Raw genomic sequence first — 22,768 nt, forward strand, 5'->3', positions numbered from 1 at the left:
TTTGCGACCGATGCTTTTTTTAATTAATTATTATTATTTAGCCCAGTTACCATTTCGGAAAACCGGAACGATGCTACCGTCGGGTTTAATTCCATCAATGTGCATTTGATCGGAGCCAACCATGAAATCAACGTGGGTCTGACTGATATTCATGCCATGACGTTGTAATTCATCTGGAGTCATCGAACTTCCGTTTTCGATGGTAAATGGATAAGCTTCTCCCAACGCCATGTGGTCAGAAGCATTTTCATCAAAAAGGGTGTTGAAGAAAATTGTATTTGATTGTGAGATTGGTGAATCATCGGGAACCAAAGAGATTTCACCGAGTGATTTCGCACCATCGTCGGTTTGGAGGAGGTGTAAGAGTACTTCTTCACCACGATCAGCGGCAGCTTTAATTACCTTACCCCGTTCAAAAGTGAGGTGAATTCCCTCAATAATCGTGCCTCCATAGCTTAGCGGTTTCGTCGAAGTGACGGTACCGTCGATGTGGAGATTATCTGGGGCAGTGAAAACTTCCTCTGTAGGAATATTAGCGACGAAGGTGTTCCCAGCTGCATCCTTTGCATCAGCGGCGACCCAGATATGACCTTTAGGTAAACCTACAGTAAGATCGGTTCCAGGGGCCTGGTAATGCAAGGCAGCGAAAGCTTGTTGATTAAGCCAGTCCGCATGGTGAGCAAGGTCCGCAATTTTATTTTGCCAAGCTGCAACCGGGTCTGCTTGATCGACCAGCGTGGTTTTGAAGATGGCTTGCCATAAAGCTTGGACGGCCTCATCGCCCTTTAATTCTGGAAAGACCAATTCAGCCCACTTAAGATCAGCGGCGGCCACCACCAGCCAGCTAATATCGTTGTTAGTAGTGACTTGCATGATTGGGCGCTTAGCTAAACCTTGGGCAGCTTGGTAAGCAGCGATGCGTTTGCTAGGAACCTCGGCGAGGGCATTAGGGTCATCACTAATCAAACTGATGCGCGACACGCGTTGGTCGGCTAAGAATTGCCATTTATCTTTTTCGTAATCAAAAACTTGACCAATCCGTGCTTCAGACGCATGCATTAAGAATTGGCGAGTAGTTTCAATATCGCTCCATTCTAAAATTACGTCTGCGGCTCCTAAAGCATAGGCTTCGGCGGTAATCAGGTTGGCTAGATGTTTTTGCGTTACGGAAGCATATAGGATAATCGTTTGTCCTTCTTGAACATTCACACCAACACGGGTAATTAATTGGGCATACTTCTTTAAATTTTTTTCAAGTTCGCTGTCATTCATACTGGGAAAACCTCCTTATTTTTTTACTATCCTAGCATATTTTATGCAGGAATGCTGATATAATATTCTTAGAAGTTGAAGGGTGGCTATAAAATGAAGCAGATTAAAGTAATGAGTATCTTTGGGACACGACCAGAAGCCATTAAGATGGCACCAGTGGTCAAAGCCATGAAAAATGACGACCGGTTTGAACCCATCACGGTGGTGACTGGCCAGCACCGTGAAATGCTCGACCAAGTTTTACAAATTTTCCAGATTAAACCAGATTATGATTTGAACATCATGGAAAAGAGTCAAACTTTGAGTAGCATTACAAGTAAGGTCTTATCCGGCATGGACGAAATTTTAAATCACGATCGCCCGGATTTAATTTTGGTACATGGGGATACAACGACGACTTTCTCGGCGGGCTTGAGTGCTTTTTACCACCAAATCCCTGTTGGACACGTGGAGGCTGGTTTACGGACTTGGAATAAGTATTCCCCATTTCCAGAAGAAATGAATCGCCAAATGACCGATGTGCTAACAGATCTTTATTTTGCTCCAACCACAACCAGTGAAGCAAACTTGCTTCAGGAAAATCATCCACAAAAACAAATTTTTGTGACTGGTAATACGGCGATTGATGCCTTACATGATACGGTCCAAAAAGATTACCAAAATGAGGTTCTTGATGAAATCAAGGCCGAACATCGGATTATCTTAGTTACCATGCATCGCCGTGAAAACCAAGGCGTTCCGATGCAACGAGTGTTTAAAGCCATCCGCCAAGTGGTCGACGAAACTCCTGACGTGGAAGTGATTTTCCCTGTCCATCTCAACCCTAAGGTTCAACAGATGGCAGAAGAGGAATTGGGCAATGACGCTCGAATTAAATTAATTGCTCCTTTAGATGTACTGGACTTCCATAACATTGCTGCTCGGAGTTATTTGATTATGACTGATTCCGGTGGAGTCCAAGAAGAAGCCCCATCCCTCGGCAAACCAGTCCTCGTGCTCCGCGATACGACAGAACGTCCCGAAGGGGTTGCTGCCGGAACTTTGAAGTTAGTCGGTACCGATCCAATAGAGGTTAAAAAACAAATGACCTTGTTGTTGAATGATGCGGAGGCTTACAACCAAATGGCTCAAGCTAAGAATCCGTATGGAGACGGGACAGCGTCGAAACAAATTCTAGACGCCATTGCTAAATGGCAAAATCAGTAATCATTGTATTAGTTTTCGATATAATAAAGGAGCTGTGACTAAGCTACGATAACTTGTCGGTTATCTAGCAGCTGTCACAGCTCCCTTTATATTATTAATAGCTATTGGGCGTTAAATTTATCCACTAGGCTACTTGCAAAATTATCCAAACGGTCTAAATCTTCTTGGGATTCAGGGGCAAGGTTAATTTTAAGATTTTCCGCACCTTGAATGGCGTGGGCTTTAGTCATGGCTTCACTGAACTTATCGACCGCTAAGCAATAATATTCAGCGTAAAAGGTATCTCCAGAACCAGCTACTCCAAAGACTTTATCAGAAAGGTCAAGTTCAGCGAGGTCATCAAAGAAATCCATTCCTTCTTCTGGTAGAGCTCCTTCATCGTAGGTGTAAGGAACAATGACGTTAATGTCATAATCTTTTAGTTCGGCAGCATCCGTTTGTGAAATTTCAGTTTCATCGACTTCAACGCCGAGGTCTTCTAGGGCTTCGGTGATGATGTCGGCGCAATCTTCATTGTTACCAGTGATAGTGGCAAAAACTACTTTAGCAGTGGGCATATTTAAGTAACCTTCTTTCCAATTAATTCTTATCAAAGTATAGCAAAAAAGGAGCTGATTAACATTAATTCAGCAGAAACTAAAAAAATTACCATGATTACCGCCCAGAAAAAGGCTGGTCGCTACAATGTTTTTCTTAATGGTGAATATGCGTTTCCCATTAGTGAAGAAACCTTTATCCATTTTCGTTTAAGTAAAGGGATGGAAATTACGGGCGCGCTCTTAGAAGAGATTGGTGAATATGAGACGAGTGCGGAAGCCTACAATAAGGCTTTAAATTTCTTAACGGGTCAATTGCGGACACAAGATGAGGTGGCTAAGAAACTCTTCAAGCTGGATTTCCCAGAAGAGGTTGTTGGTCCTGTGTTAGCTAAGCTGACTGATTTGAACTTGCTGGATGATGCCGAATATGCCAAGAGTTACGTTCGGACGATGATGAAGACGGGGGACAAGGGACCGCGTTATCTAATCAACCATTTGCGTCAAAAAGGGGTTTACGAGAATGACATCCAAACGGGCCTTGCTCTTTTCACTGCCGAAGACCAAGTGGAGCTGGCGGTCCAAGTCGGCAGCAAAATTCAAAAACGCCAAAGTAATTCCGCCCTTAAACAACAGAAACTCAAAGTTCGACAGACTTTGATGAATAAGGGCTTTAATTCGGCTACGATTGATTTAGCACTCCAGAAAATCGAATTTAAGGTTGACGAGGAGGCCGAATATGTAAAGTTAGTTAAGTTGGGTGAACGTTTAGTTCGAAAACATGCGGGTCTCCCTGCCTATAGTAAAAAAGCCAAAATCAAGCAGGCTTTGTACAACAAAGGCTTTGAAATTGACTTGATTGAACGGTTCATGCGTGAAAACGAGTTATAGAATTCTGTAGGAAAGCTTAAAGCATGGTGCAAATCTAAGGCTGGTTTTGTTATAATTGAAGAGAAATTCAAAGCTTTCAGCTGTAGAAAGTGGGCTTAGGCTATGTCTCAGTACTCAGAAAGACCAAAAGAGGGCGAGTATATTGCGATAAAAAGCTATAAGCATGATGGGAGTTTGCATCGGACTTGGCGTGAGACCATGGTCCTGAAAAACAACGAAGATGAGTTTATTGGATGTAATGACCATACGGTGGTCATTGAAGATGATGGTCGTCGTTGGGTGACCAGGGAGCCTGCGCTAGTGTATTTTAATAAACATACGTGGTTCAATGTGGTGGCGATGATTCGAGACAGTGGGGTTTCGTATTATTGTAATATTGCGTCGCCGTTTGTGTTGGATCGCGAAGCCTTAAAATATGTCGATTATGATTTGGACGTAAAGGTTTTTCCAAATGGCGAACGGCGCCTACTTGATATGGACGAATTTGAACAATTCAGTAAAAAATGGCGCTATCCTCAGGATACAATCAAAATTTTATTGGATAGCGTTCGCGAATTAACGGGTTGGATTGATGAAAAACGTGGGCCATTTTCGGTCGAGTTTATTAATATTTGGTACAAACGTTATCTAAATATAGCGGAGCGAAATACTCGATAAAAAAAGGAGGTGTGCATAACACTTCCTTTTTGTGTAAAAAATACTAAAATTAGAATGACGATATCATGCGAGGAGTACGTTATGTTTGAAAAATTTAGAAAAACGCCATTGATGTATTGGTCTTTGGAGCTACTAATCGTGGCGACTTTAATCTGGGTGTGCACGAAGATTGATTTCCTGTTTACCCCGATTGGGACGTTCATTAGTACTGTATTTATGCCAATCATTTTAGCCACCTTTTTGTATTATATGCTTAATCCCTTGGTAAAGTTGTTAACTAAGGTCCGTTACAAGAAATTTAAGATTCCCCGCACCTTAGCAATCGTGATTGTGTTTGTCCTATTTATCACGTTGATTGTATGGGGAATTAGTTCTTTCTTACCGAACTTAATTGATCAGGTTTCCCAAATGCTGGGGAACTTGCCTTACATTGTCAAAAGGTTGCAAAAGACCGTCCCACAGTTGTTAGAACATTCGTGGTTGAAGAAGATTGACTTTGCGCCCTTTATCAAAAATATCAATAGTGAGATTGGTAAGTATGCGGAAGGCTTTTTAGCAGGGACGGCCCTGCATATCGGTAATCTGATTTCCACCTTAACTAATGCCACAGTGGTGGTGATTACCGTGCCAATCATCTTGTTCTATATGCTAAAAGATGGTTACAAATTGATCCCCACAGTTGCCCAAGTGGTTCCACACCGGAATCGTAAGAATGTGGTGGATTTATTTAATACTATGAGTGATACTTTATCTTCGTACATTTCAGGACAAGTCATTGAATGTTTGTTTGTTGGGACGTTCACGGTTATCGGCTATATGATTATCCAACAACCTTACGGCTTACTCCTCGGAGTGATTGCGGGAATCTGCAATATCATCCCTTATGTGGGTCCATATTTCGGAATTTTCCCATCTTTACTAGTGGCAATTGCTCAATCACCGGGCCAAGTTGTTTCAGTGATTATTGTGGTATTGATTGTTCAACAGGTGGACGGAAACTTTATCTATCCTAATGTGATTGGTAAGTCACTTCAAATTCACCCGTTGACCATTATTATTTTATTGTTGGTGGCTGGAAAGATTTCTGGCATTCTCGGAATGATTTTAGCGGTGCCAGCATATGCGATAGTTAAAGTTTTGATTAACTTCATTCATCACATCTGGAAGTTAGATCAAGAAACCATTGAAGAAAAAATTAAGCCTCAAAAATAATAATAAATTGGTAGATATAATGATAGTATGGTAATATCTACAGAGTTGAATAATATAATTCAAGGAGAATAAATCTTGACAAAAGTAATTACTTACGGAACCTTTGATTTACTACACAAAGGTCATATCCGTCTTCTCAAGCGTGCTAAGGCACTAGGAGATCATTTAACCGTTTGTGTTTCAACTGATGAATTCAACGCCATTAAGGGCAAAAAAGCTTATACGTCTTTCGAAGATCGTAAGTACATTTTGGAAGCGATCAAGTATGTTGATGAAGTTATTCCAGAACGTGATTGGGATCAAAAGATTAGCGATGTTAAGGACCATGACATTGATATCTTTGTGATGGGTGACGACTGGGAAGGTCAATTTGATTTCCTAAAAGATTATTGCAAGGTCGTCTACTTGCCACGTACGGCTGGTATCTCAACTACTAAGATCAAAAAAGATCTTGGACTAGGCGATTACAAAAAAGATTAGGACTACAAACTAAGATTGGAATGTCTAGACGATTCCAATCTTATTTTTTAGAGAGAAAGGAACTACTATGAATCAACAAGATTTAAAAAATGCGGTGGAAAAACGCCGGACGTTTGCCATTATTTCCCATCCGGATGCTGGTAAGACGACGATTACAGAACAACTATTGCTCTTCGGGGGCGTTGTGCGCGAAGCCGGAACGGTTAAAGCCCGTAAATCAGGCAACTATGCTAAGTCGGACTGGATGGAAATTGAAAAGAAACGTGGAATTTCGGTTACTAGTTCGGTTATGCAATTTGATTACGCTGGTAAACGAATTAACATCTTGGATACTCCTGGACATGAGGATTTCTCAGAAGATACTTATCGAACCTTGATGGCCGTGGATTCAGCTGTCATGGTAATTGACTCCGCCAAAGGGATTGAGCCCCAAACTAAAAAGCTTTTCCAAATTTGTAAAATGCGCGGTATTCCAATTTTCACTTTCATGAACAAGTTGGATCGGGATGGACGCGAACCCCTAGACTTGGTTAATGAATTGGAAGAAGTCTTAGGCGTAGAAGCTTATCCGATGAACTGGCCAATTGGAATGGGTAAGGGACTAGCCGGATTGTACGATATTTACAACAACCGCATTGAACTACATACTGATGAACCAGAATTTTTGGAACTTAATGCTGACGGCGAACTCAAAGAAAGCAATCCGATCGAAGAGGAAAGTGTTTTCCAAGACGCCATGATGGAAGTTTCTTTAATGAAAGAAGCTGGCAATCAATTTGATGAAGCCAAGATTGCTACTGGGGAATTGACTCCCGTCTTCTTTGGTTCGGCTTTGACTAACTTTGGGGTTAAGACTTTCTTGGATGCTTACCTCCAATATGCTCCTGCACCAACTTCACATAAAGATGAAGCCGGTGAAGAAATCGAACCAACTGAAGAAGAATTTTCAGGATTTGTTTTCAAGATTCAAGCTAATATGAATCCTAATCACCGTGACCGGATTGCCTTTTTGCGCATTTGCTCTGGAGAATTTGATCGTGGGATGGACGTCACTTTGAACCGGACGGGTAAAACTTTACGCCTTTCTAATTCCACTCAATTCATGGCAGACACACGTGAAAACGTGGAAACAGCGGTTGCGGGAGATATCATCGGACTTTATGATACGGGTAACTTCCAAATTGGGGATACTATTTACGCTGGCAAACATGCCATTCAATTTGAAAAATTACCACAATTTACACCGGAACTATTTATGCAAGTTTCCGCTAAAAACGTGATGAAGCAAAAGTCCTTCCATAAGGGAATCAAGCAATTGGTTCAAGAAGGAGCTGTCCAGCTTTATACTAACTACACTACTGGAGATTATATTCTCGGTGCCGTAGGTCAACTTCAATTTGAAGTTTTCCAATTCCGGATGCAAAATGAATACAATTCCGAAGTAGTTATGCAACCTATGGGTAAAAAGACTGCGCGCTGGATTGACCCAGAACAACTCGATGAAAAAATGTCGTCTTCACGTAACTTATTGGTTAAAGACCGTTATGGACAACCATTGTTCTTATTTGAAAACCAATTTGCAGAACGTTGGTTTGCTGGTAAATACCCAGATGTTAAACTAACGGCCAAACTCTAAAAACTAAATCTTTCTAAATTAACACCTCAAATGGGGTTAATTTTTTAGTTTTTAATATATAATGGTTAAGTTGTATCAAGAAATATCACGTGGAGGAACGATAGCATGAATCGTTTATGGGGTAAATTTCGACAGGGGCTAAATACTAAATTTGGCTTCTTCATGCTAATTACAGGTTTATTTTGGATTAAATCGTACATAGCATATCAAACAAAATTCACGTTGGGTGTTCAGGGTGGCATGCAAGAATTGATTCTCGCCATCAGCCCGCTGGGTTTTGCCATACTTTTGTTCGGGATTGGATTGTATATCCGTGGTAAGTGGGCCTACTGGTACATGATTATTATGGATACCATCTTATCGACTTGGCTATTTGCCAACATCCTTTATTATCGCGAGTTTTCAGATTTCATTACCTTTAATTTAATTAAGGGTTCTGGGTCAGCCTCCGATAATTTAGGAAAGAGTCTGATGGGAATTCTACGAACTACTGATTTCCTAGTTTTTATTGATGTAATTTTCGTTATTGCTATTTTAGCGTTTGGATTCGTTAAGATAGACCAAAGCAAGTTCAAGTTAATGAACTCCTTTGCGGTGACGGTCCTATCGATTGGGGTTTTAGCAGCTAACTTGGCTTTAGCTTATTCCAACCGTTCAGGATTATTGACGCGGACCTTTGATAATAACTACATTGTTAAGTACCTAGGACTACAAAGTTTCACTTTGTATGATGGGGTTAAGTCATTTGAAAACAGCAATAAGAAAAAGGAAGCTAAGGGTTCACAATTAGATCCGATTAAGAAGTTCATCAAAGAAAATAATGTTCCTGCTAATGTTGAATACAAAGGGGTGGCTAAGGGCAAAAATGTCATTATCATCCATTTGGAAAGTCTTCAACAATTTGTAATTAACAAAAAATGGAAAGGCGAAGAAATTACGCCGAACATTAATAAGTTCTACAAGGATAAAAATACTTTAGCCTACGACAACTTCTTCAATCAAGTTGGTCAAGGTAAGACGGCGGATGCCGAAATGATGCTGGAAAATTCCTTATTTGGTTTGGCAGAAGGTTCGGCGATGGTAACTGACGGGACCACCAATACTTTCCAATCGATGCCCGCTTTAATGCAACAAAATGGGTATTCGACGGCCGCTTTCCATGGGGATGTAGCTAGTTTCTGGAACCGAGACAACGCTTATAAGTCATTTGGTTACCAGTACTTCTTCAGTAAGCAATATTACACATTGAAGAAGGGCTACGTTAGTGGATACGGGATGAAGGATAAGCTCTTCTTACAACAATCGGCTAAGTACTTGGAACAATTACCACAACCGTTCTATGCTAAATTGATTACGGTCTCGAACCACTATCCATACGGAATCGAAAAGAAGAACGTTTCTATCGACAAATGGGATACCGGTGATTCAACCGTTGATCCGTATGTGCAAACTGCGCATTACTTAGATCAATCAATTGGGGAATTACTAAATTACTTGAAGAAAACTGGTTTGTACAATAAGAGCACCATCATGATGTATGGTGACCATTATGGGATTTCTAACAACCATAAGCCGGCCATTGCCAAGATCTTAGGTTTGAAGGGTGTAACCAACTATGATCTTGCCATGTTCCAAAAGGTTCCTTTCATGATTCATTCACCTGGTCTAAAGGGTGGTGTTAACCACAACTACAGTGGTGAAATTGATGTGATGCCAACCTTATTGAATTTACTCGGCATCAAGACGCCAGGCGCTTACCAATTTGGACATGATATTAATTCAAAACAATACAACCAGATTGTGGCGTTCCGAAATGGGGACTTTGTTTCGAAGAAGTATACCAAGTACGGGGGCGACCTCTACTTGACGGCCACTGGTGAACAAGTCACAGACGAAACACCTGCTCAAAAACAAGAAGTGAAAAAGATCCAAGATTACGTTAATAAAGAACTCGAATATTCAGATAAGATTATTAATGGTGATCTCTTGCGCTTTGCCAAGTTGGATTGGTTTAAGAAGGTTAATAAGTCAGACTACAGTTACAATATGAAGTCGGCGCTCGAACAACTAAATAAAGCTCAAAGTTCTAAGACGAGTTTGATTGAACAAAACCACGGCAAATCAACGTTGGATGATTATGAAACGGATGCTCCTGAACTAGAAAGCAATGCTGATAAATCATCTAGTTCAAGCAGTAGTTCTTCAGATAGCTCAGCTTCGAAGTCTTCAAGCAGTGATTCAAGTAGTAGCTCTAGTTCATCATCTGAAAGTAGTAAGTAACTTAAAGACTGAGAAGAGACCTTTAGGGGTGCTTCTCAGTTTTTTTATTAAGAGAGGAAGCGATTTTATGGCAAGTCATTTGATAATTCTACTATTAGTGGGACTAATGGCCGGAATTTTTGGAGCCATCCTGGGAATTGGGGGAGGAATGATTATTACTCCAGTTTTAACGGTGGCAATGGGATTAGATATTAAGTATGCGATTGGGGCTAGTATCATCGCGGTGATTGCAACGAGTTCGGGGGCAACCATTGCGTATTTAAAAGATGAGATGCTTAATTTACGAGTAGCGATGTTTTTAGAAATTGCGACGACCGTCGGGGCGATTGTTGGGGCAATTATGACCGGAATATTTAACTCGACCGTCCTTTTTGTGCTTTTTGGTTCATTCTTGGTATTTTCTTCTTGGAATATGTACCGCAAGTTGCGTCGCGGCGGTGGTGAAGAAGGTAGTACTAAAAATGATCGTTTAGCAAATCAACTCAACTTAAATGGTAGCTACTATGATAAAGCTCTTAAGAAAAATGTTGATTACCAAGTAGAAAATGTTCCCGGTGGTTCAGCCGTAATGTTTGGGGCCGGATTAGCCAGTGGATTATTAGGAATTGGTAGTGGAGCTTTCAAAGTTATGGCAATGGATAACATTATGAAGATGCCACTTAAGCCTTCTAGTGCTACCAGTAATTTGATGATGGGAGTCACCGCTGCTGCCAGTGCCATGGTCTATTTCTTTAACGGTTCCATTCATGCTGATATCGCAGGACCATTAGCGATTGGAATTTTATTTGGAGCTCAATTGGGAAGTCGAATTATGCAACATCTACAACCCCGTTGGATTCGAATGATTTTTATTCCCGTTCTTTTATATATGGGATTGCAAATGATTCTTAAAGGATTTGGGGTGAACATCTAATGAATGCTAAAAAACAAGAGATGCAACACGTGGAATTAGTCATTGGGCGTGTCCTTCAAGTGGGAGTATATATTTCAGCGCTAGTGATTCTATTAGGAATTGGTCTATGGTTATTTAAGAATGGTTCTGGATATTCGGGGGCTTTACCGACTCGGATTACGCCTATCTTTCATGGGGTGTTAGCTTTTAAACCTTATGCGGTTTTGATGTTTGGAATTTTCTTATTAATTTTGACACCCGTTCTACGAGTAATTGTTTCAATTTATGCCTTTGCTAAAGAAGGCGACCGTTTGTACGTGGTCATTACTACAATCGTACTAGTAATTCTAATTATTGGTATGGCAATTGGTTATCGCGGATAAAAAAAGAAGAGGTTAGGTAAACCATAATTGGTTTACCTAACCTCTTTTTATTATTTAATCTTTTTTAGGAGCACCAGTAATTTCAATTTGATCATCTTTAATCTTAGCGTTTAGTTGCTTTTCTGCTGGATGGTCAAGATAAAAGTCCGCGATGCGATCTTCAATTTGTTCTTGAATTACCCGACGCAATGGGCGAGCACCCATCTTAGGATTGTAGCCTAAATCAACTAAGCGTTCTTCAACTGGTTTGGTTACATCAACGTGTAGTCCTTGGGTTGCCAACATGCTATTAACGTCTGCAATCATTAAGTCGACAATTTGCATTAAGTTTTCCTTAGTTAAGGCTTGGAACTCAACAATGTCGTCAAAACGGTTCAAGAATTCAGGCTTGAAGTAATTTCCCAGTTTGTCAAGGACGGAGTGGGTCTTACCTTGAGCAGCTGCTCCAAAACCAACATCAGCTTGTACGTCACCAGTTCCGGCATTAGAAGTCATAATAATGATGGTATCTTTGAAGCTTACTGTCCGACCTTGTGAATCAGTTAGACGACCATCATCCAAGATTTGCAAGAACATATGCATGACATCTGGGTGAGCTTTTTCCACTTCATCTAGGAGAACTAAGCTGTATGGATGACGACGAACTTGTTCAGTTAATTGACCCGCTTCTTCGTAACCAACGTACCCTGGAGGCGAACCGATTAATTTTGATATTGAATGAGGCTCCATGTACTCACTCATATCAAAGCGAATCATAGAATCCTTAGAACCAAACAATTGTTGCGCAAGTTGCTTAGCTAACTCAGTCTTACCAACTCCGGTAGGACCGACGAAGAGGAAGGAACCAATCGGACGACCAGTTCCGTTTAAACCAATCCGGTTACGACGAATGGCCCGAGAAATCTTATCGACAGCTTCATTTTGTCCAATGACGTGATCTTTCAAGTTTTCTGAAAGATTTTGAAGTTGTTCTTGTTCCTGCTTTTGCAAGTCACCAACTGGAATGTCAGTCTTAGTTTCGATAATCTTTTCCATATCTTCTTCAGTGACCGTTGGTTGTTCTTCGCTACTTGTTGCACCATCTTTGTTCTTTTCAAGCTTAGAAACTTGATCACGGTAGTAAGCTGCTTTTTCGTAATCTTCTGATTGAAGGGCAGCTTTCTTTTGAGCTTCCGCTTCATCAATCTTCTTTTGAATGGTTTCTGGATCAGCGATGTTAATCGTTAGATTCTTCTTAGAACCAGCTTCATCAAGGAGGTCGATGGCCTTATCAGGAAGGAAGCGATCTTGAATGTAGCGTTTTGATAATTTTACGGCTGCTTCGATTGCATCATCCGTGTAGTGAACATGATGATAATCTTCGTATTTCTTTTGAATTCCTTTTAGAATCTTAATAGCTTCTTCTTCACTAGGTTCATCGACTTGTACTGGTTGTAAACGACGGGCAAGGGCCGCATCCTTTTCAATGTCCCGGAATTCTTTAAGCGTTGTAGCACCGACTAATTGGAAGTCGCCTCGGGCAAGGGCTGGTTTAAGAACGTTACCAGCATCCATGCCGCCTTCAGCATTACCAGCGCCAACAATTTCATGGATTTCATCGATGAAGACGACCATGTCTTTGTTAGCTTGAACTTCTTTCATTAGTTGTTGCATACGTTGTTCGAATTGACCACGAATTCCAGTACCTTGAACTAGAGAAACTACGTCCAAACGCACGATTTGTTTATTAACTAGCTTTTGAGGAACAGAACCTTCCACAATCCGCTGAGCCAATCCTTCTACGACAGCAGTTTTACCAACCCCAGCTTCACCAATTAAAACTGGGTTATTTTTAGTACGACGGTTTAGAATTTCAATGACCCGTTCAATTTCGCTGTCACGACCAATCACGGGATCAATCTTACCTTGTTTAGCTAAATCAGTTAGGTTCAAGCCATACTGACTTAAAAGTGATCCGCCGTTGCCACGGTTGTTAGGATTACCACCTGAACCATTTCCACCACCTGGTTGAGTAGGGGGAACTTGTTGTCCATAGAGGTTTTCGGGTTGTCCCATATTGCCGCCTTGCATCGCACGGAAGATGTCATCTAAGTTTCCAAATCCAAATGGATCTTGTGCCATACGAGCACCTCCGTTTCTATTAATGTTATTATTTCGTTGATTTTTTAAAAGTTGATAGCAATTCTGACACAGATTAACTTCTGTACGTTGACCATTCACGTTCGTATAGAGGTGAATGCTTGCTTCGTTCTTTTGACAGTTTTGACAAAGCATCTGCTGTCTCCCTTCTTTCAAAAATGTGAAACGATAATTAGTCAAATGATGTTTGACCAATATTGACCATACCTAAATTATACACACTCTATTTCAGAGTGCAAGTAGTTTGATTTGAAAAAAAGATGGATAATTAGGTAATATTATTGTTGATAACAAAGTACTTAATGGTATAGAATAAATAGACCGAAGTGAGGTGACAACATGCGAGATTATTTACAGCTTTTGAATGATTTGAAGGATGGTTCAATCAAAGAGCTAAAGATTACTGCAGAGGAGTTCCAAGATTTCCAGCCACGTTTTATGGAATTTCCTGAAAGAAAGCAAGTAATTGGAAAAGCAGACCGTGGCGGGATTGTTGTTTATCACTTTGAACGTATCAAAGATAAATAACGGATTTATTTAAGTTTTATGTAAGGGCTTGCTTTGCAACTAATAAATTGATATTATTCTTATCAAAGGCTTATAAATAATTAGTGTACGTTCACTACTTATTTGGGTCAAAAATATATGTGTAATCAAAAGGAGATATTTTATTATGGAAAAACGCGACTTTCATGTAATTGCAGAAACAGGTATTCATGCACGTCCAGCAACATTGTTGGTACAATCAGCTAGCAAATTCAACTCAGACATTCAATTAACTTACAAAGACAAATCAGTTAACTTGAAGTCAATCATGGGTGTTATGTCACTTGGTGTTGGCCAAGGCGCAGACGTTACTATCTCAGCTGATGGTGATGACGAAGCAGACGCAATCGCAGCACTTGAAGATACAATGAAAAAGGAAGGACTATCTGACTAATGGCTGGCACATTAAAAGGTATTGCGGCCAGTGATGGGATTGCCATTGCTAAAGCATATTTGATGGTGGATCCAGATCTTTCTTTTGAAAAGAAAAACATTACTGACGTTGATGCAGAAATCAAACGCCTTCATGATGCTTTGGAAAAGTCTAAAGAAGAACTTTCACTCATCAAAGCTAAGGCTGCAGAAAACCTTGGTGCTGAAGAGGCAGAAGTTTTTGAAGCTCATTTAACCATTCTTTCTGATCCAGAATTGATTGGTAATATTGAAGACAAAATTAAAAACGACACAATTAATGCAGAAGAAGCTACTAAAGAAGTTACGGATAACTTTATTTCAATGTTTGAAGCAATGACTGATAATGCTTATATGCAAGAACGTGCCGCAGATATTCGTGACGTTACTAAACGTTTGATGAGTCACTTGTTGGGTGTGGAACTTCCTAACCCCGCTTTGATTGATTCAGAAGTCGTTATTGTTGCGCACGACTTGACTCCAAGTGATACAGCTCAATTGGATCGTCGTTACGTTAAAGGCTTTATTACAGATATTGGTGGTCGTACATCACATTCTGCAATCATGTCTCGTACCCTTGAAATTCCAGCAGTTGTTGGTTCTGAAAAGGCTACTACTAGCATAAAACAAGGCGAAATGATGATTGTTGATGGACTTACTGGGGATGCAATTATTGCACCTACTGATGACGAAATCAAAGCTTATCAACAAAAGGGTGAAGAATTTAAGGCTCAAAAAGCTGAATGGGAAAAACTTAAGAATGAAAAGACCGTTTCAAAAGACGGCGTTCATTTTGACTTAGCTGCTAACATCGGTACACCGGATGATTTACAAGGTGTTCTTGACAATGGTGGTGAAGCCGTTGGTTTGTTCCGTTCTGAATTCTTATACATGAATGCTTCCGAATTACCATCAGAAGATGAACAATTCGAAGCTTATAAGAAGGTTGTTGAAGGCATGAACGGCAAGCAAGTTGTTGTTCGTACAATGGATATCGGTGGAGACAAGGAACTTCCTTACTTACCACTTCCAGAAGAAATGAACCCATTCTTGGGTTATCGTGCAATCCGAATTAGTTTGGATCGTACAGATTTATTCCGTACACAACTTCGTGCTTTGCTCCGTGCTTCGGCATTCGGTAAGCTAGCAATTATGTTCCCAATGATTGCTACAGTAGCCGAATTTAAGAAGGCCCGTGCTATCTATGATGACGAACGTCAAAAGATGGTCGATGCTGGACAAGAAGTTGGTGAAATCCAAGTCGGTATGATGATGGAAATCCCAGCTGCTGCTATGATTGCTGATAAGTTGGCTAGGTATGTAGACTTCTTTAGTATTGGAACAAACGATTTGATTCAATACTCATTCGCTGCTGATCGTGGTAACGAAAAGGTTTCATACTTGTATCAACCATATAACCCATCATTGCTTCGCTTAATCAAGCAAACTATTGATGCTTCACATGCTGAAGGCAAGTGGACTGGTATGTGTGGTGAAATGGCCGGCGATCAAATCGCTGTTCCAATTTTAATGGGACTTGGTTTAGACGAATTCTCAATGAGTGCAACTTCAATCTTGAAGACCCGTTCATTGATGAAGAAGTTAACAACTGACGATATGAAGAAGTTAGCTGAAAAGGCTGTTACAGAAGCTGAAACTAACGAAGATGTAATCAAGTTAGTTCAAGAAACTGTTGACAACATTTAATCTAAAGCAAACTATTTTAGAACCGCTGACCTTAGTGTCGCGGTTCTTTTTTATTCTCTAGGAGGAAAATCAATGAAATTAAAATTAAAGTCGGGAGCCCAAATCTTTTTTGAAGATGAAGGACAAGGTACACCTATTCTGTTTTTAACGGGCTTTGGAGGCAATACTGAAATTTGGTCGGGACAAGTGAACTTCTTTTTGCAAAGAGGCTATCGAGTGATTCGATTAGATTATCTAAATCATGGTCAATCTGATCGAGTAGATGGTGAACTTCAAATCGGAGATTTAGCGGATGAAGTTCTACAATTAGTAGATTATTTACAATTAAAAGAACCCATCGGAATTGGTAACTCGATGGGAGCAGCAGTATTGTGGAATATTATTAACCTTCGAGGCTGGGATTTCTTGAGTAAGGCCATCTTTGTGGATCAGTCACCTAAGATGTTAAATGACCAACAGTGGCACCTCGGATTTAAAAATTTAGCGGAGGATAATTTTGATGAAGTAATGAACGAACCGATTGTCCGTCCAGCCTATAAACACATTGATGATTTTGTCTTCAAAAATTCTAAGGCCATTGATTCGGCCTATCCATTTTCTCAACCTCGGAACCGAGCTTTGGTTAAGGGGCATGCGAAAAAGGATTGGCGCTTTGTCTTAGAACAGGCGACGAAACCAGTGTTGTTTATAATGGGGGAAAAAAGCCCCTTCTTTGATAGCACCAAGACCGCTGAACTATCTGCCTTAAATGCTAATATCACGGTTAATGTAATGAAAAATGTGGGGCACATTCCGATGGCAGAGGATCCCACTGAATTCAATCGATTAGTATTACAATTTGTCTAAGGTTGACGGGCGAGGTTTGCATATCACATTTTAAACCAATATAATTAACACCAACACATAGTTATTTAGTATGGAAAGGGAGATTTGCTGTGAATATTGGATTATTTACCGACACCTACTTTCCGCAGGTAAGCGGAGTAGCTACATCGATAAAAACACTACGAGACCAGCTTGAAAAGCAAGGTCATCAAGTGTATATCTTCACTACTACAGATCCTAAGGTCGATACCAATGTATACGAACGGAACATCTTTAGGTTTACGAGTGTTCCGTTCGTATCTTTTACAGATCGGAGGATTGCAGTTAGTGGATTTATTCGGGCTGCTCAGCTGGCCAAAGAGTTAAACTTGGACATTGTTCACACGCAAACTGAGTTTTCACTAGGCTGGATGGGAAAGTTTGTGGCTAAGTCTTTGAAAATACCACTTATTCATACATATCACACCATGTACGAAGACTACTTGCACTACGTTGCTAATGGTAAATTGCTCAAGCCATATCATGTTAAACAGATGACGCGGGCCTTTTGTTATCATATCGACGGAATTGTTGCTCCTAGTGAACGAGTTTTAGATACGATTGAAGGATATGGCATTAACGTTCCGATTCGAGTAATCCCAACGGGGGTCAACCTAGAACAGTATCAAAAACCAAACAAGCGTAAGCAGTGGCGAGAAAAATTGGGTTACGACGAAAGTAGTCCTATTCTTCTTTCACTAAGTCGTTTAGCCTACGAGAAGAATATTCAAGAAGTGATTGATAGTTTTCCAGCCATCTTAAAAGAGGTACCCAATGCACAACTGCTAATTGTAGGGGATGGGCCAGCGCGCACCAGTCTGGAAAACCAAGTGCATGACTTACATTTAGAAGATAGTGTCCAATTTACCGGAGAAATCAACAATGATCACGTCTATGGTTTTTATCAACTAGCTGATTTATTTGTTTCAGCTTCAGATACTGAATCACAAGGTCTTACATATATTGAGGCTTTAGCATCGAACTTAAAGGTGGTTGCTAAGTCAGGTCCTTATACAGATGAACTACTAGATGATATTTCTTTAGGAAAAGTGTTTAATACTGAAGATCAATTAGTAGCTGCAATCAAGGACTACATTGAACATCCAGATGCTTATAATGATCCAGCACCACGTGAAAAGAAACTCTATGAGATTTCAGCGGATTATTTTGGTAAGCAAGTTGTTGATTACTATAGTAGTGCAATTAGTACACATACAGATTTAGAGTTAGACGAAGATTCTGAATAGAATCGGGGTTAAAATCAGAATAATTTTGTTTAATGTTAGGGGTTAAGGTATGCCAATTAAGGTCAACATGTTTTCATCAGCTAGTAAGGTAAAGGGGCAAGGTGTCGGCAGTGCGTATGAAGAACTCATTCGTTTGTTGAAGACCCATTTTCCAAAGCAAATCGATGTTTCAATCAATAAATTTACTAAGGCTGATATTAGTCACTATCACACCATCGACCCTAATTTCTATTTATCAACCTTTTCTAAAAAAAGGGGAATTAAGGTCGGTTATGTGCACTTTTTACCGGAAACGATTGAGGGAAGTTTAAATATTCCACAACCTTTCCGTTCTATTTTTTATAAATACATTATCTCGTTTTATAAGCGAATGGATCATATTGTAGTGGTGAACCCCACATTTATTGATAAATTAGTTGCTTATGGGATTAGTCGGGATATTATTACTTATATTCCCAATTTTGTCCGTAAGAATGAATTTTACCGTTTTACAGAGGCAAATCGGGATGCGGTACGGGAACGTTTGGAGGTTAATAACCGTTTTACCGTGCTAGGCATCGGACAAGTCCAAGAACGTAAAGGGGTTAAAGATTTTATCAAACTTGCGGAGAATAACCCTGATAAGTATTTTATCTGGGCAGGAGGTTTTTCATTTGGTCGATTAACCGATGGATATGCCGATTTGAAGCAGGTGGTTGATAATCCACCTCGTAATTTAAAATTTACGGGGATTGTAGATCGTAATGCGTTGGTAGAATACTATAATGCGGCCGACCTATTTCTATTACCTTCATACAACGAGTTATTTCCAATGTCGGTTTTAGAAGCCTTTAGCTGTGGTGTTCCAGTCATGTTGAGGGACTTAGAGTTGTATCATTCCATTATTAAGGGGTACTATATACCTACTCAAGATTATGAGGATATGAATACTCAACTCAAATTAGTATCAGAAGATAAAGAAAGGCTGAATAAGTTTAAGCAGCTATCAGACGAAGCTTCGGAAGAATACTCTGAAGACCATCTAGCTGATATATGGTTAGACTTTTATTCATCTTTGACCAAATAGGGGGAGTTTATCTATGTCAAGGAGGAATAAAGTAGTCCTTGCGGTGATGATTCTAGCTGGTATTATAATTTTTGGCTTTTCATTACGAAACGTTAATTTGAATCAGATGGCACGGGATGTTGTCCACTTGAATATGTGGTGGCTACTTGTAGCTTTAGGATGCATTGTGTTATACCTCGGGTTAGAAGCAGTAGCTACCAAAATGTTGATTCAAAGTAACGGGGATCGTTTATCATGGAGGGATGCTATCCGAATTCCACTAATTGAACAGCTGTTTAACGGGATCACACCCTTTTCATCAGGGGGACAACCCGCTCAATTGGTGGCTTTAATGCAAAATGGGATTGAAGGAGGTCGAGCGAGCTCGGTACTACTAATGAAGTTTGTGGTATTCCAGTCTATGGTCGTCATCAACTTCATTTTTAGTTTATTGATCGGCTTTCAGTACCTTGAAGAGAAAATCCGTTTCTTATCTTGGTTTGTCTTATTTGGCTTTTTAATCCATTTAGCGGTGATTATTGGCTTGTTGATGATTATGTATTGGCATAACTTCACTAAGCGGCTGATATCGGCTATTTTTATACCAATTAAGCATTTTGTCAGTAAGGAACGTTACACAACTTGGAAGGTTACGTTAAATGAGAAGGTCGACTCCTTTTATCAAGAGAGTGTCAGGATGAAATCACAGTGGAGATTACTAGCTAAAGTAGCCCTGGTGACTTTCTTACAACTGCTTTTCTACTATCTAATCCCGTATTTTATCCTATTAGCTTTAGGAAAAAGCGATGTTAATATCGTAATGGTTACTTGTTTACATGTGCTAATCTTCATGGTTATCTCTTTATTTCCAATTCCAGGGGGAGCGGGGGGAGCCGAATACGGCTTTAGTGTCATCTTCGCTCAGTTTGTTGGTAATAATAGTAAGTTAGTCTTAGCTATGATGATCTGGAGAATCCTAACCTATTACTTCGGAATGTTCGCTGGGATGGTAGCAACTGTAGTTAAACCACATAAAGTAAACCGCGTAAAAGTAGTTAAAAACGAGTGATTTCACTCGTTTTTATTTTTTTTTCAAAAAAGGGTTGACCAATCCCCGTTATCTTGATAATATATTTAAGTGCTCTTCTGAAGGGCACGTACGACTGGTTAAACTTCAAATCTTGATAAAAAAGAAATGAAAAAAGTTCTTGACAAGATATAACGAAGTTTGGTAAACTGGTCAAGCGAGGTTAACGCCTCGGTCGTTGAGAACAAGAAATTGTTTAAAAAAACTTTTAAAAAGTTGTTGACAATAATTGCTCTCGATGATATAGTTAAATAGTTGTCAAAAGCGCTAACAACGTTGATATGACAACGATAGTAGACCTTTGAAAACTGAACAAAATTTTGACAATCAATAGTGTAGGGTCTTACAAATCGCAAGATTATGTAAGAAAACATTATGCGAAGTCAATTCGCAAAACAAACAATTAATGAGCTTGAAAAAGACTCATCATTTAATATGAGAGTTTGATCTTGGCTCAGGATGAACGCTGGCGGCGTGCCTAATACATGCAAGTCGAACGAACTTCCGTTAATTGATTATGACGTACTTGTACTGATTGAGATTTTAACACGAAGTGAGTGGCGAACGGGTGAGTAACACGTGGGTAACCTGCCCAGAAGTAGGGGATAACACCTGGAAACAGATGCTAATACCGTATAACAGAGAAAACCGCATGGTTTTCTTTTAAAAGATGGCTCTGCTATCACTTCTGGATGGACCCGCGGCGTATTAGCTAGTTGGTGAGGTAAAGGCTCACCAAGGCAGTGATACGTAGCCGACCTGAGAGGGTAATCGGCCACATTGGGACTGAGACACGGCCCAGACTCCTACGGGAGGCAGCAGTAGGGAATCTTCCACAATGGACGCAAGTCTGATGGAGCAACGCCGCGTGAGTGAAGAAGGGTTTCGGCTCGTAAAGCTCTGTTGTTAAAGAAGAACGTGGGTAAGAGTAACTGTTTACCCAGTGACGGTATTTAACCAGAAAGCCACGGCTAACTACGTGCCAGCAGCCGCGGTAATACGTAGGTGGCAAGCGTTATCCGGATTTATTGGGCGTAAAGCGAGCGCAGGCGGTCTTTTAAGTCTAATGTGAAAGCCTTCGGCTCAACCGAAGAAGTGCATTGGAAACTGGGAGACTTGAGTGCAGAAGAGGACAGTGGAACTCCATGTGTAGCGGTGAAATGCGTAGATATATGGAAGAACACCAGTGGCGAAGGCGGCTGTCTGGTCTGCAACTGACGCTGAGGCTCGAAAGCATGGGTAGCGAACAGGATTAGATACCCTGGTAGTCCATGCCGTAAACGATGATTACTAAGTGTTGGAGGGTTTCCGCCCTTCAGTGCTGCAGCTAACGCATTAAGTAATCCGCCTGGGGAGTACGACCGCAAGGTTGAAACTCAAAAGAATTGACGGGGGCCCGCACAAGCGGTGGAGCATGTGGTTTAATTCGAAGCTACGCGAAGAACCTTACCAGGTCTTGACATCTTCTGACAGTCTAAGAGATTAGAGGTTCCCTTCGGGGACAGAATGACAGGTGGTGCATGGTTGTCGTCAGCTCGTGTCGTGAGATGTTGGGTTAAGTCCCGCAACGAGCGCAACCCTTATTACTAGTTGCCAGCATTAAGTTGGGCACTCTAGTGAGACTGCCGGTGACAAACCGGAGGAAGGTGGGGACGACGTCAAATCATCATGCCCCTTATGACCTGGGCTACACACGTGCTACAATGGATGGTACAACGAGTCGCGAGACCGCGAGGTTAAGCTAATCTCTTAAAACCATTCTCAGTTCGGACTGTAGGCTGCAACTCGCCTACACGAAGTCGGAATCGCTAGTAATCGCGGATCAGCATGCCGCGGTGAATACGTTCCCGGGCCTTGTACACACCGCCCGTCACACCATGAGAGTTTGTAACACCCAAAGCCGGTGGGGTAACCTTTTAGGAGCTAGCCGTCTAAGGTGGGACAGATGATTAGGGTGAAGTCGTAACAAGGTAGCCGTAGGAGAACCTGCGGCTGGATCACCTCCTTTCTAAGGAATAAACGGAAACCCACACTATGTCAAAGTTTTGTTTAGTTTTGAGAGGTCTACTCTCAGAGCACGCGTATCGGGCCTATAGCTCAGCTGGTTTAGAGCGCACGCCTGATAAGCGTGAGGTCGATGGTTCGAGTCCATTTAGGCCCATACATGGGGAATTAGCTCAGCTGGGAGAGCGCCTGCCTTGCACGCAGGAGGTCAGCGGTTCGATCCCGCTATTCTCCATTAAACAACTAAGGTTGTTTATTCTTTTGTTCTTTGAA

The 22,768-nt window shown here is 40.8% G+C and carries 19 protein-coding genes, 2 tRNA genes and 1 rRNA gene; 19 read left to right on the top strand and 3 right to left on the bottom strand.

Annotated features, from left to right (window positions below; genetic code table 11):
* Window positions 1–33 precede the first annotated feature (33 nt).
* Entirely contained in the window at window positions 34–1,272 is a 1,239-nt protein-coding gene (locus PEPE_RS02910) for an aminopeptidase (protein WP_011673178.1), read from the bottom strand.
* Between the two features lie 93 nt (window positions 1,273–1,365).
* Here PEPE_RS02910 and wecB point away from each other — a divergent pair, with 93 nt between their 5' ends.
* Window positions 1,366–2,478, top strand: a complete 1,113-nt coding sequence (gene wecB, locus PEPE_RS02915; RefSeq protein ID WP_011673179.1) for a non-hydrolyzing UDP-N-acetylglucosamine 2-epimerase — start codon at window positions 1,366–1,368, stop codon at window positions 2,476–2,478.
* A 101-nt stretch (window positions 2,479–2,579) separates the two neighbouring features.
* On the opposite strand, the gene PEPE_RS02920 is transcribed toward wecB, so the two are convergent.
* Entirely contained in the window at window positions 2,580–3,035 is a 456-nt protein-coding gene (locus PEPE_RS02920; protein WP_002833914.1) for a flavodoxin, read from the bottom strand.
* Between the two features lie 93 nt (window positions 3,036–3,128).
* Here PEPE_RS02920 and recX point away from each other — a divergent pair, with 93 nt between their 5' ends.
* The 8 genes from recX to PEPE_RS02960 all read left to right on the top strand — a co-directional run bounded on the left by recX (window position 3,129) and on the right by PEPE_RS02960 (window position 11,445).
* The gene (gene recX, locus PEPE_RS02925) at window positions 3,129–3,905 is read left to right on the top strand and encodes a recombination regulator RecX (RefSeq protein WP_011673180.1); all 777 of its coding nucleotides are present in this window, start codon (window positions 3,129–3,131) and stop codon (window positions 3,903–3,905) included.
* A gap of 102 nt (window positions 3,906–4,007) precedes the next feature.
* Window positions 4,008–4,562 carry a DUF402 domain-containing protein gene (locus PEPE_RS02930; protein WP_002833912.1) on the top strand — a complete coding sequence of 185 codons (555 nt, stop codon included), beginning with the start codon at window positions 4,008–4,010 and terminating at the stop codon, window positions 4,560–4,562.
* An 81-nt stretch (window positions 4,563–4,643) separates the two neighbouring features.
* Window positions 4,644–5,774 carry an AI-2E family transporter gene (locus tag PEPE_RS02935; protein ID WP_002833911.1) on the top strand — a complete coding sequence of 377 codons (1,131 nt, stop codon included), beginning with the start codon at window positions 4,644–4,646 and terminating at the stop codon, window positions 5,772–5,774.
* Window positions 5,775–5,849: 75 nt separating this feature from the next.
* Window positions 5,850–6,254 carry a glycerol-3-phosphate cytidylyltransferase gene (gene tagD / locus PEPE_RS02940; RefSeq protein WP_002833910.1) on the top strand — a complete coding sequence of 135 codons (405 nt, stop codon included), beginning with the start codon at window positions 5,850–5,852 and terminating at the stop codon, window positions 6,252–6,254.
* 67 nt (window positions 6,255–6,321) lie between these two features.
* Complete coding sequence (locus PEPE_RS02945) at window positions 6,322–7,890, top strand: peptide chain release factor 3 (protein WP_002833908.1); 1,569 nt, start codon at window positions 6,322–6,324, stop codon at window positions 7,888–7,890.
* 105 nt (window positions 7,891–7,995) lie between these two features.
* The gene (locus PEPE_RS02950) at window positions 7,996–10,170 is read left to right on the top strand and encodes an LTA synthase family protein (RefSeq protein ID WP_002833907.1); all 2,175 of its coding nucleotides are present in this window, start codon (window positions 7,996–7,998) and stop codon (window positions 10,168–10,170) included.
* Between the two features lie 67 nt (window positions 10,171–10,237).
* Window positions 10,238–11,083 carry a sulfite exporter TauE/SafE family protein gene (locus tag PEPE_RS02955; protein WP_002833906.1) on the top strand — a complete coding sequence of 282 codons (846 nt, stop codon included), beginning with the start codon at window positions 10,238–10,240 and terminating at the stop codon, window positions 11,081–11,083.
* The gene (locus tag PEPE_RS02960) at window positions 11,083–11,445 is read left to right on the top strand and encodes a DUF1634 domain-containing protein (RefSeq protein WP_002833905.1); all 363 of its coding nucleotides are present in this window, start codon (window positions 11,083–11,085) and stop codon (window positions 11,443–11,445) included. The genes PEPE_RS02955 and PEPE_RS02960 overlap by 1 nt, the downstream gene beginning before the upstream one ends.
* Window positions 11,446–11,499: 54 nt before the next feature.
* Here PEPE_RS02960 and PEPE_RS02965 read toward each other — a convergent pair whose 3' ends face one another.
* Window positions 11,500–13,719: an ATP-dependent Clp protease ATP-binding subunit gene (locus PEPE_RS02965; protein ID WP_041526957.1), complete on the bottom strand. Its 2,220-nt coding sequence runs from the start codon at window positions 13,717–13,719 to the stop codon at window positions 11,500–11,502.
* A gap of 204 nt (window positions 13,720–13,923) precedes the next feature.
* On the opposite strand from PEPE_RS02965, the gene PEPE_RS02970 reads away from it, so the two are divergent.
* The 10 genes from PEPE_RS02970 (at window position 13,924) to PEPE_RS03015 (ending at window position 22,730) form a co-directional block, all read left to right on the top strand.
* Window positions 13,924–14,112 carry a hypothetical protein gene (locus tag PEPE_RS02970; RefSeq protein ID WP_002833903.1) on the top strand — a complete coding sequence of 63 codons (189 nt, stop codon included), beginning with the start codon at window positions 13,924–13,926 and terminating at the stop codon, window positions 14,110–14,112.
* Window positions 14,113–14,257: 145 nt separating this feature from the next.
* Window positions 14,258–14,524: a phosphocarrier protein HPr gene (locus PEPE_RS02975; protein ID WP_002833902.1), complete on the top strand. Its 267-nt coding sequence runs from the start codon at window positions 14,258–14,260 to the stop codon at window positions 14,522–14,524.
* On the top strand, window positions 14,524–16,248 hold the full coding sequence (ptsP, locus tag PEPE_RS02980; protein ID WP_011673182.1) for a phosphoenolpyruvate--protein phosphotransferase: 1,725 nt from the start codon (window positions 14,524–14,526) through the stop codon (window positions 16,246–16,248). Before PEPE_RS02975 ends, ptsP begins: the two co-directional genes overlap by 1 nt.
* A 72-nt stretch (window positions 16,249–16,320) precedes the next feature.
* Complete coding sequence (locus PEPE_RS02985; protein WP_002833900.1) at window positions 16,321–17,094, top strand: alpha/beta fold hydrolase; 774 nt, start codon at window positions 16,321–16,323, stop codon at window positions 17,092–17,094.
* 89 nt (window positions 17,095–17,183) lie between these two features.
* Window positions 17,184–18,359, top strand: a complete 1,176-nt coding sequence (locus PEPE_RS02990) for a glycosyltransferase family 4 protein (RefSeq protein ID WP_002833899.1) — start codon at window positions 17,184–17,186, stop codon at window positions 18,357–18,359.
* Between the two features lie 49 nt (window positions 18,360–18,408).
* Entirely contained in the window at window positions 18,409–19,425 is a 1,017-nt protein-coding gene (locus PEPE_RS02995; protein WP_002833898.1) for a glycosyltransferase family 4 protein, read from the top strand.
* Between the two features lie 13 nt (window positions 19,426–19,438).
* A complete protein-coding gene (locus PEPE_RS03000) occupies window positions 19,439–20,473 on the top strand; it encodes a lysylphosphatidylglycerol synthase transmembrane domain-containing protein (protein WP_002833897.1) in 1,035 nt (344 codons plus the stop codon).
* 449 nt (window positions 20,474–20,922) lie between these two features.
* Window positions 20,923–22,499: ribosomal RNA gene (locus PEPE_RS03005) — 16S ribosomal RNA — on the top strand.
* 78 nt (window positions 22,500–22,577) lie between these two features.
* Window positions 22,578–22,652: transfer RNA gene (locus PEPE_RS03010), tRNA-Ile, on the top strand.
* Between the two features lie 5 nt (window positions 22,653–22,657).
* Window positions 22,658–22,730, top strand: a tRNA-Ala gene (locus PEPE_RS03015).
* The last annotated feature ends 38 nt before the right edge of the window (window positions 22,731–22,768 follow it).

Source organism: Pediococcus pentosaceus ATCC 25745, assembly GCF_000014505.1.
GTDB lineage: Bacteria > Bacillota > Bacilli > Lactobacillales > Lactobacillaceae > Pediococcus > Pediococcus pentosaceus.

Bases quoted from the DNA above. Each gene is read 5' to 3' on its own strand.
- PEPE_RS02910 (WP_011673178.1), bottom strand. From the start codon at position 1,272: ATGAATGACAGCGAACTTGAAAAAAATTTAAAGAAGTATGCCCAATTA.
- wecB (WP_011673179.1), top strand. From the start codon at position 1,366: ATGAAGCAGATTAAAGTAATGAGTATCTTTGGGACACGACCAGAAGCC.
- PEPE_RS02920 (WP_002833914.1), bottom strand. From the start codon at position 3,035: ATGCCCACTGCTAAAGTAGTTTTTGCCACTATCACTGGTAACAATGAA.
- recX (WP_011673180.1), top strand. From the start codon at position 3,129: ATGATTACCGCCCAGAAAAAGGCTGGTCGCTACAATGTTTTTCTTAAT.
- PEPE_RS02930 (WP_002833912.1), top strand. From the start codon at position 4,008: ATGTCTCAGTACTCAGAAAGACCAAAAGAGGGCGAGTATATTGCGATA.
- PEPE_RS02935 (WP_002833911.1), top strand. From the start codon at position 4,644: ATGTTTGAAAAATTTAGAAAAACGCCATTGATGTATTGGTCTTTGGAG.
- PEPE_RS02945 (WP_002833908.1), top strand. From the start codon at position 6,322: ATGAATCAACAAGATTTAAAAAATGCGGTGGAAAAACGCCGGACGTTT.
- PEPE_RS02950 (WP_002833907.1), top strand. From the start codon at position 7,996: ATGAATCGTTTATGGGGTAAATTTCGACAGGGGCTAAATACTAAATTT.
- PEPE_RS02955 (WP_002833906.1), top strand. From the start codon at position 10,238: ATGGCAAGTCATTTGATAATTCTACTATTAGTGGGACTAATGGCCGGA.
- PEPE_RS02960 (WP_002833905.1), top strand. From the start codon at position 11,083: ATGAATGCTAAAAAACAAGAGATGCAACACGTGGAATTAGTCATTGGG.
- PEPE_RS02965 (WP_041526957.1), bottom strand. From the start codon at position 13,719: ATGCTTTGTCAAAACTGTCAAAAGAACGAAGCAAGCATTCACCTCTAT.
- PEPE_RS02970 (WP_002833903.1), top strand. From the start codon at position 13,924: ATGCGAGATTATTTACAGCTTTTGAATGATTTGAAGGATGGTTCAATC.
- PEPE_RS02975 (WP_002833902.1), top strand. From the start codon at position 14,258: ATGGAAAAACGCGACTTTCATGTAATTGCAGAAACAGGTATTCATGCA.
- ptsP (WP_011673182.1), top strand. From the start codon at position 14,524: ATGGCTGGCACATTAAAAGGTATTGCGGCCAGTGATGGGATTGCCATT.
- PEPE_RS02985 (WP_002833900.1), top strand. From the start codon at position 16,321: ATGAAATTAAAATTAAAGTCGGGAGCCCAAATCTTTTTTGAAGATGAA.
- PEPE_RS02995 (WP_002833898.1), top strand. From the start codon at position 18,409: ATGCCAATTAAGGTCAACATGTTTTCATCAGCTAGTAAGGTAAAGGGG.
- PEPE_RS03000 (WP_002833897.1), top strand. From the start codon at position 19,439: ATGTCAAGGAGGAATAAAGTAGTCCTTGCGGTGATGATTCTAGCTGGT.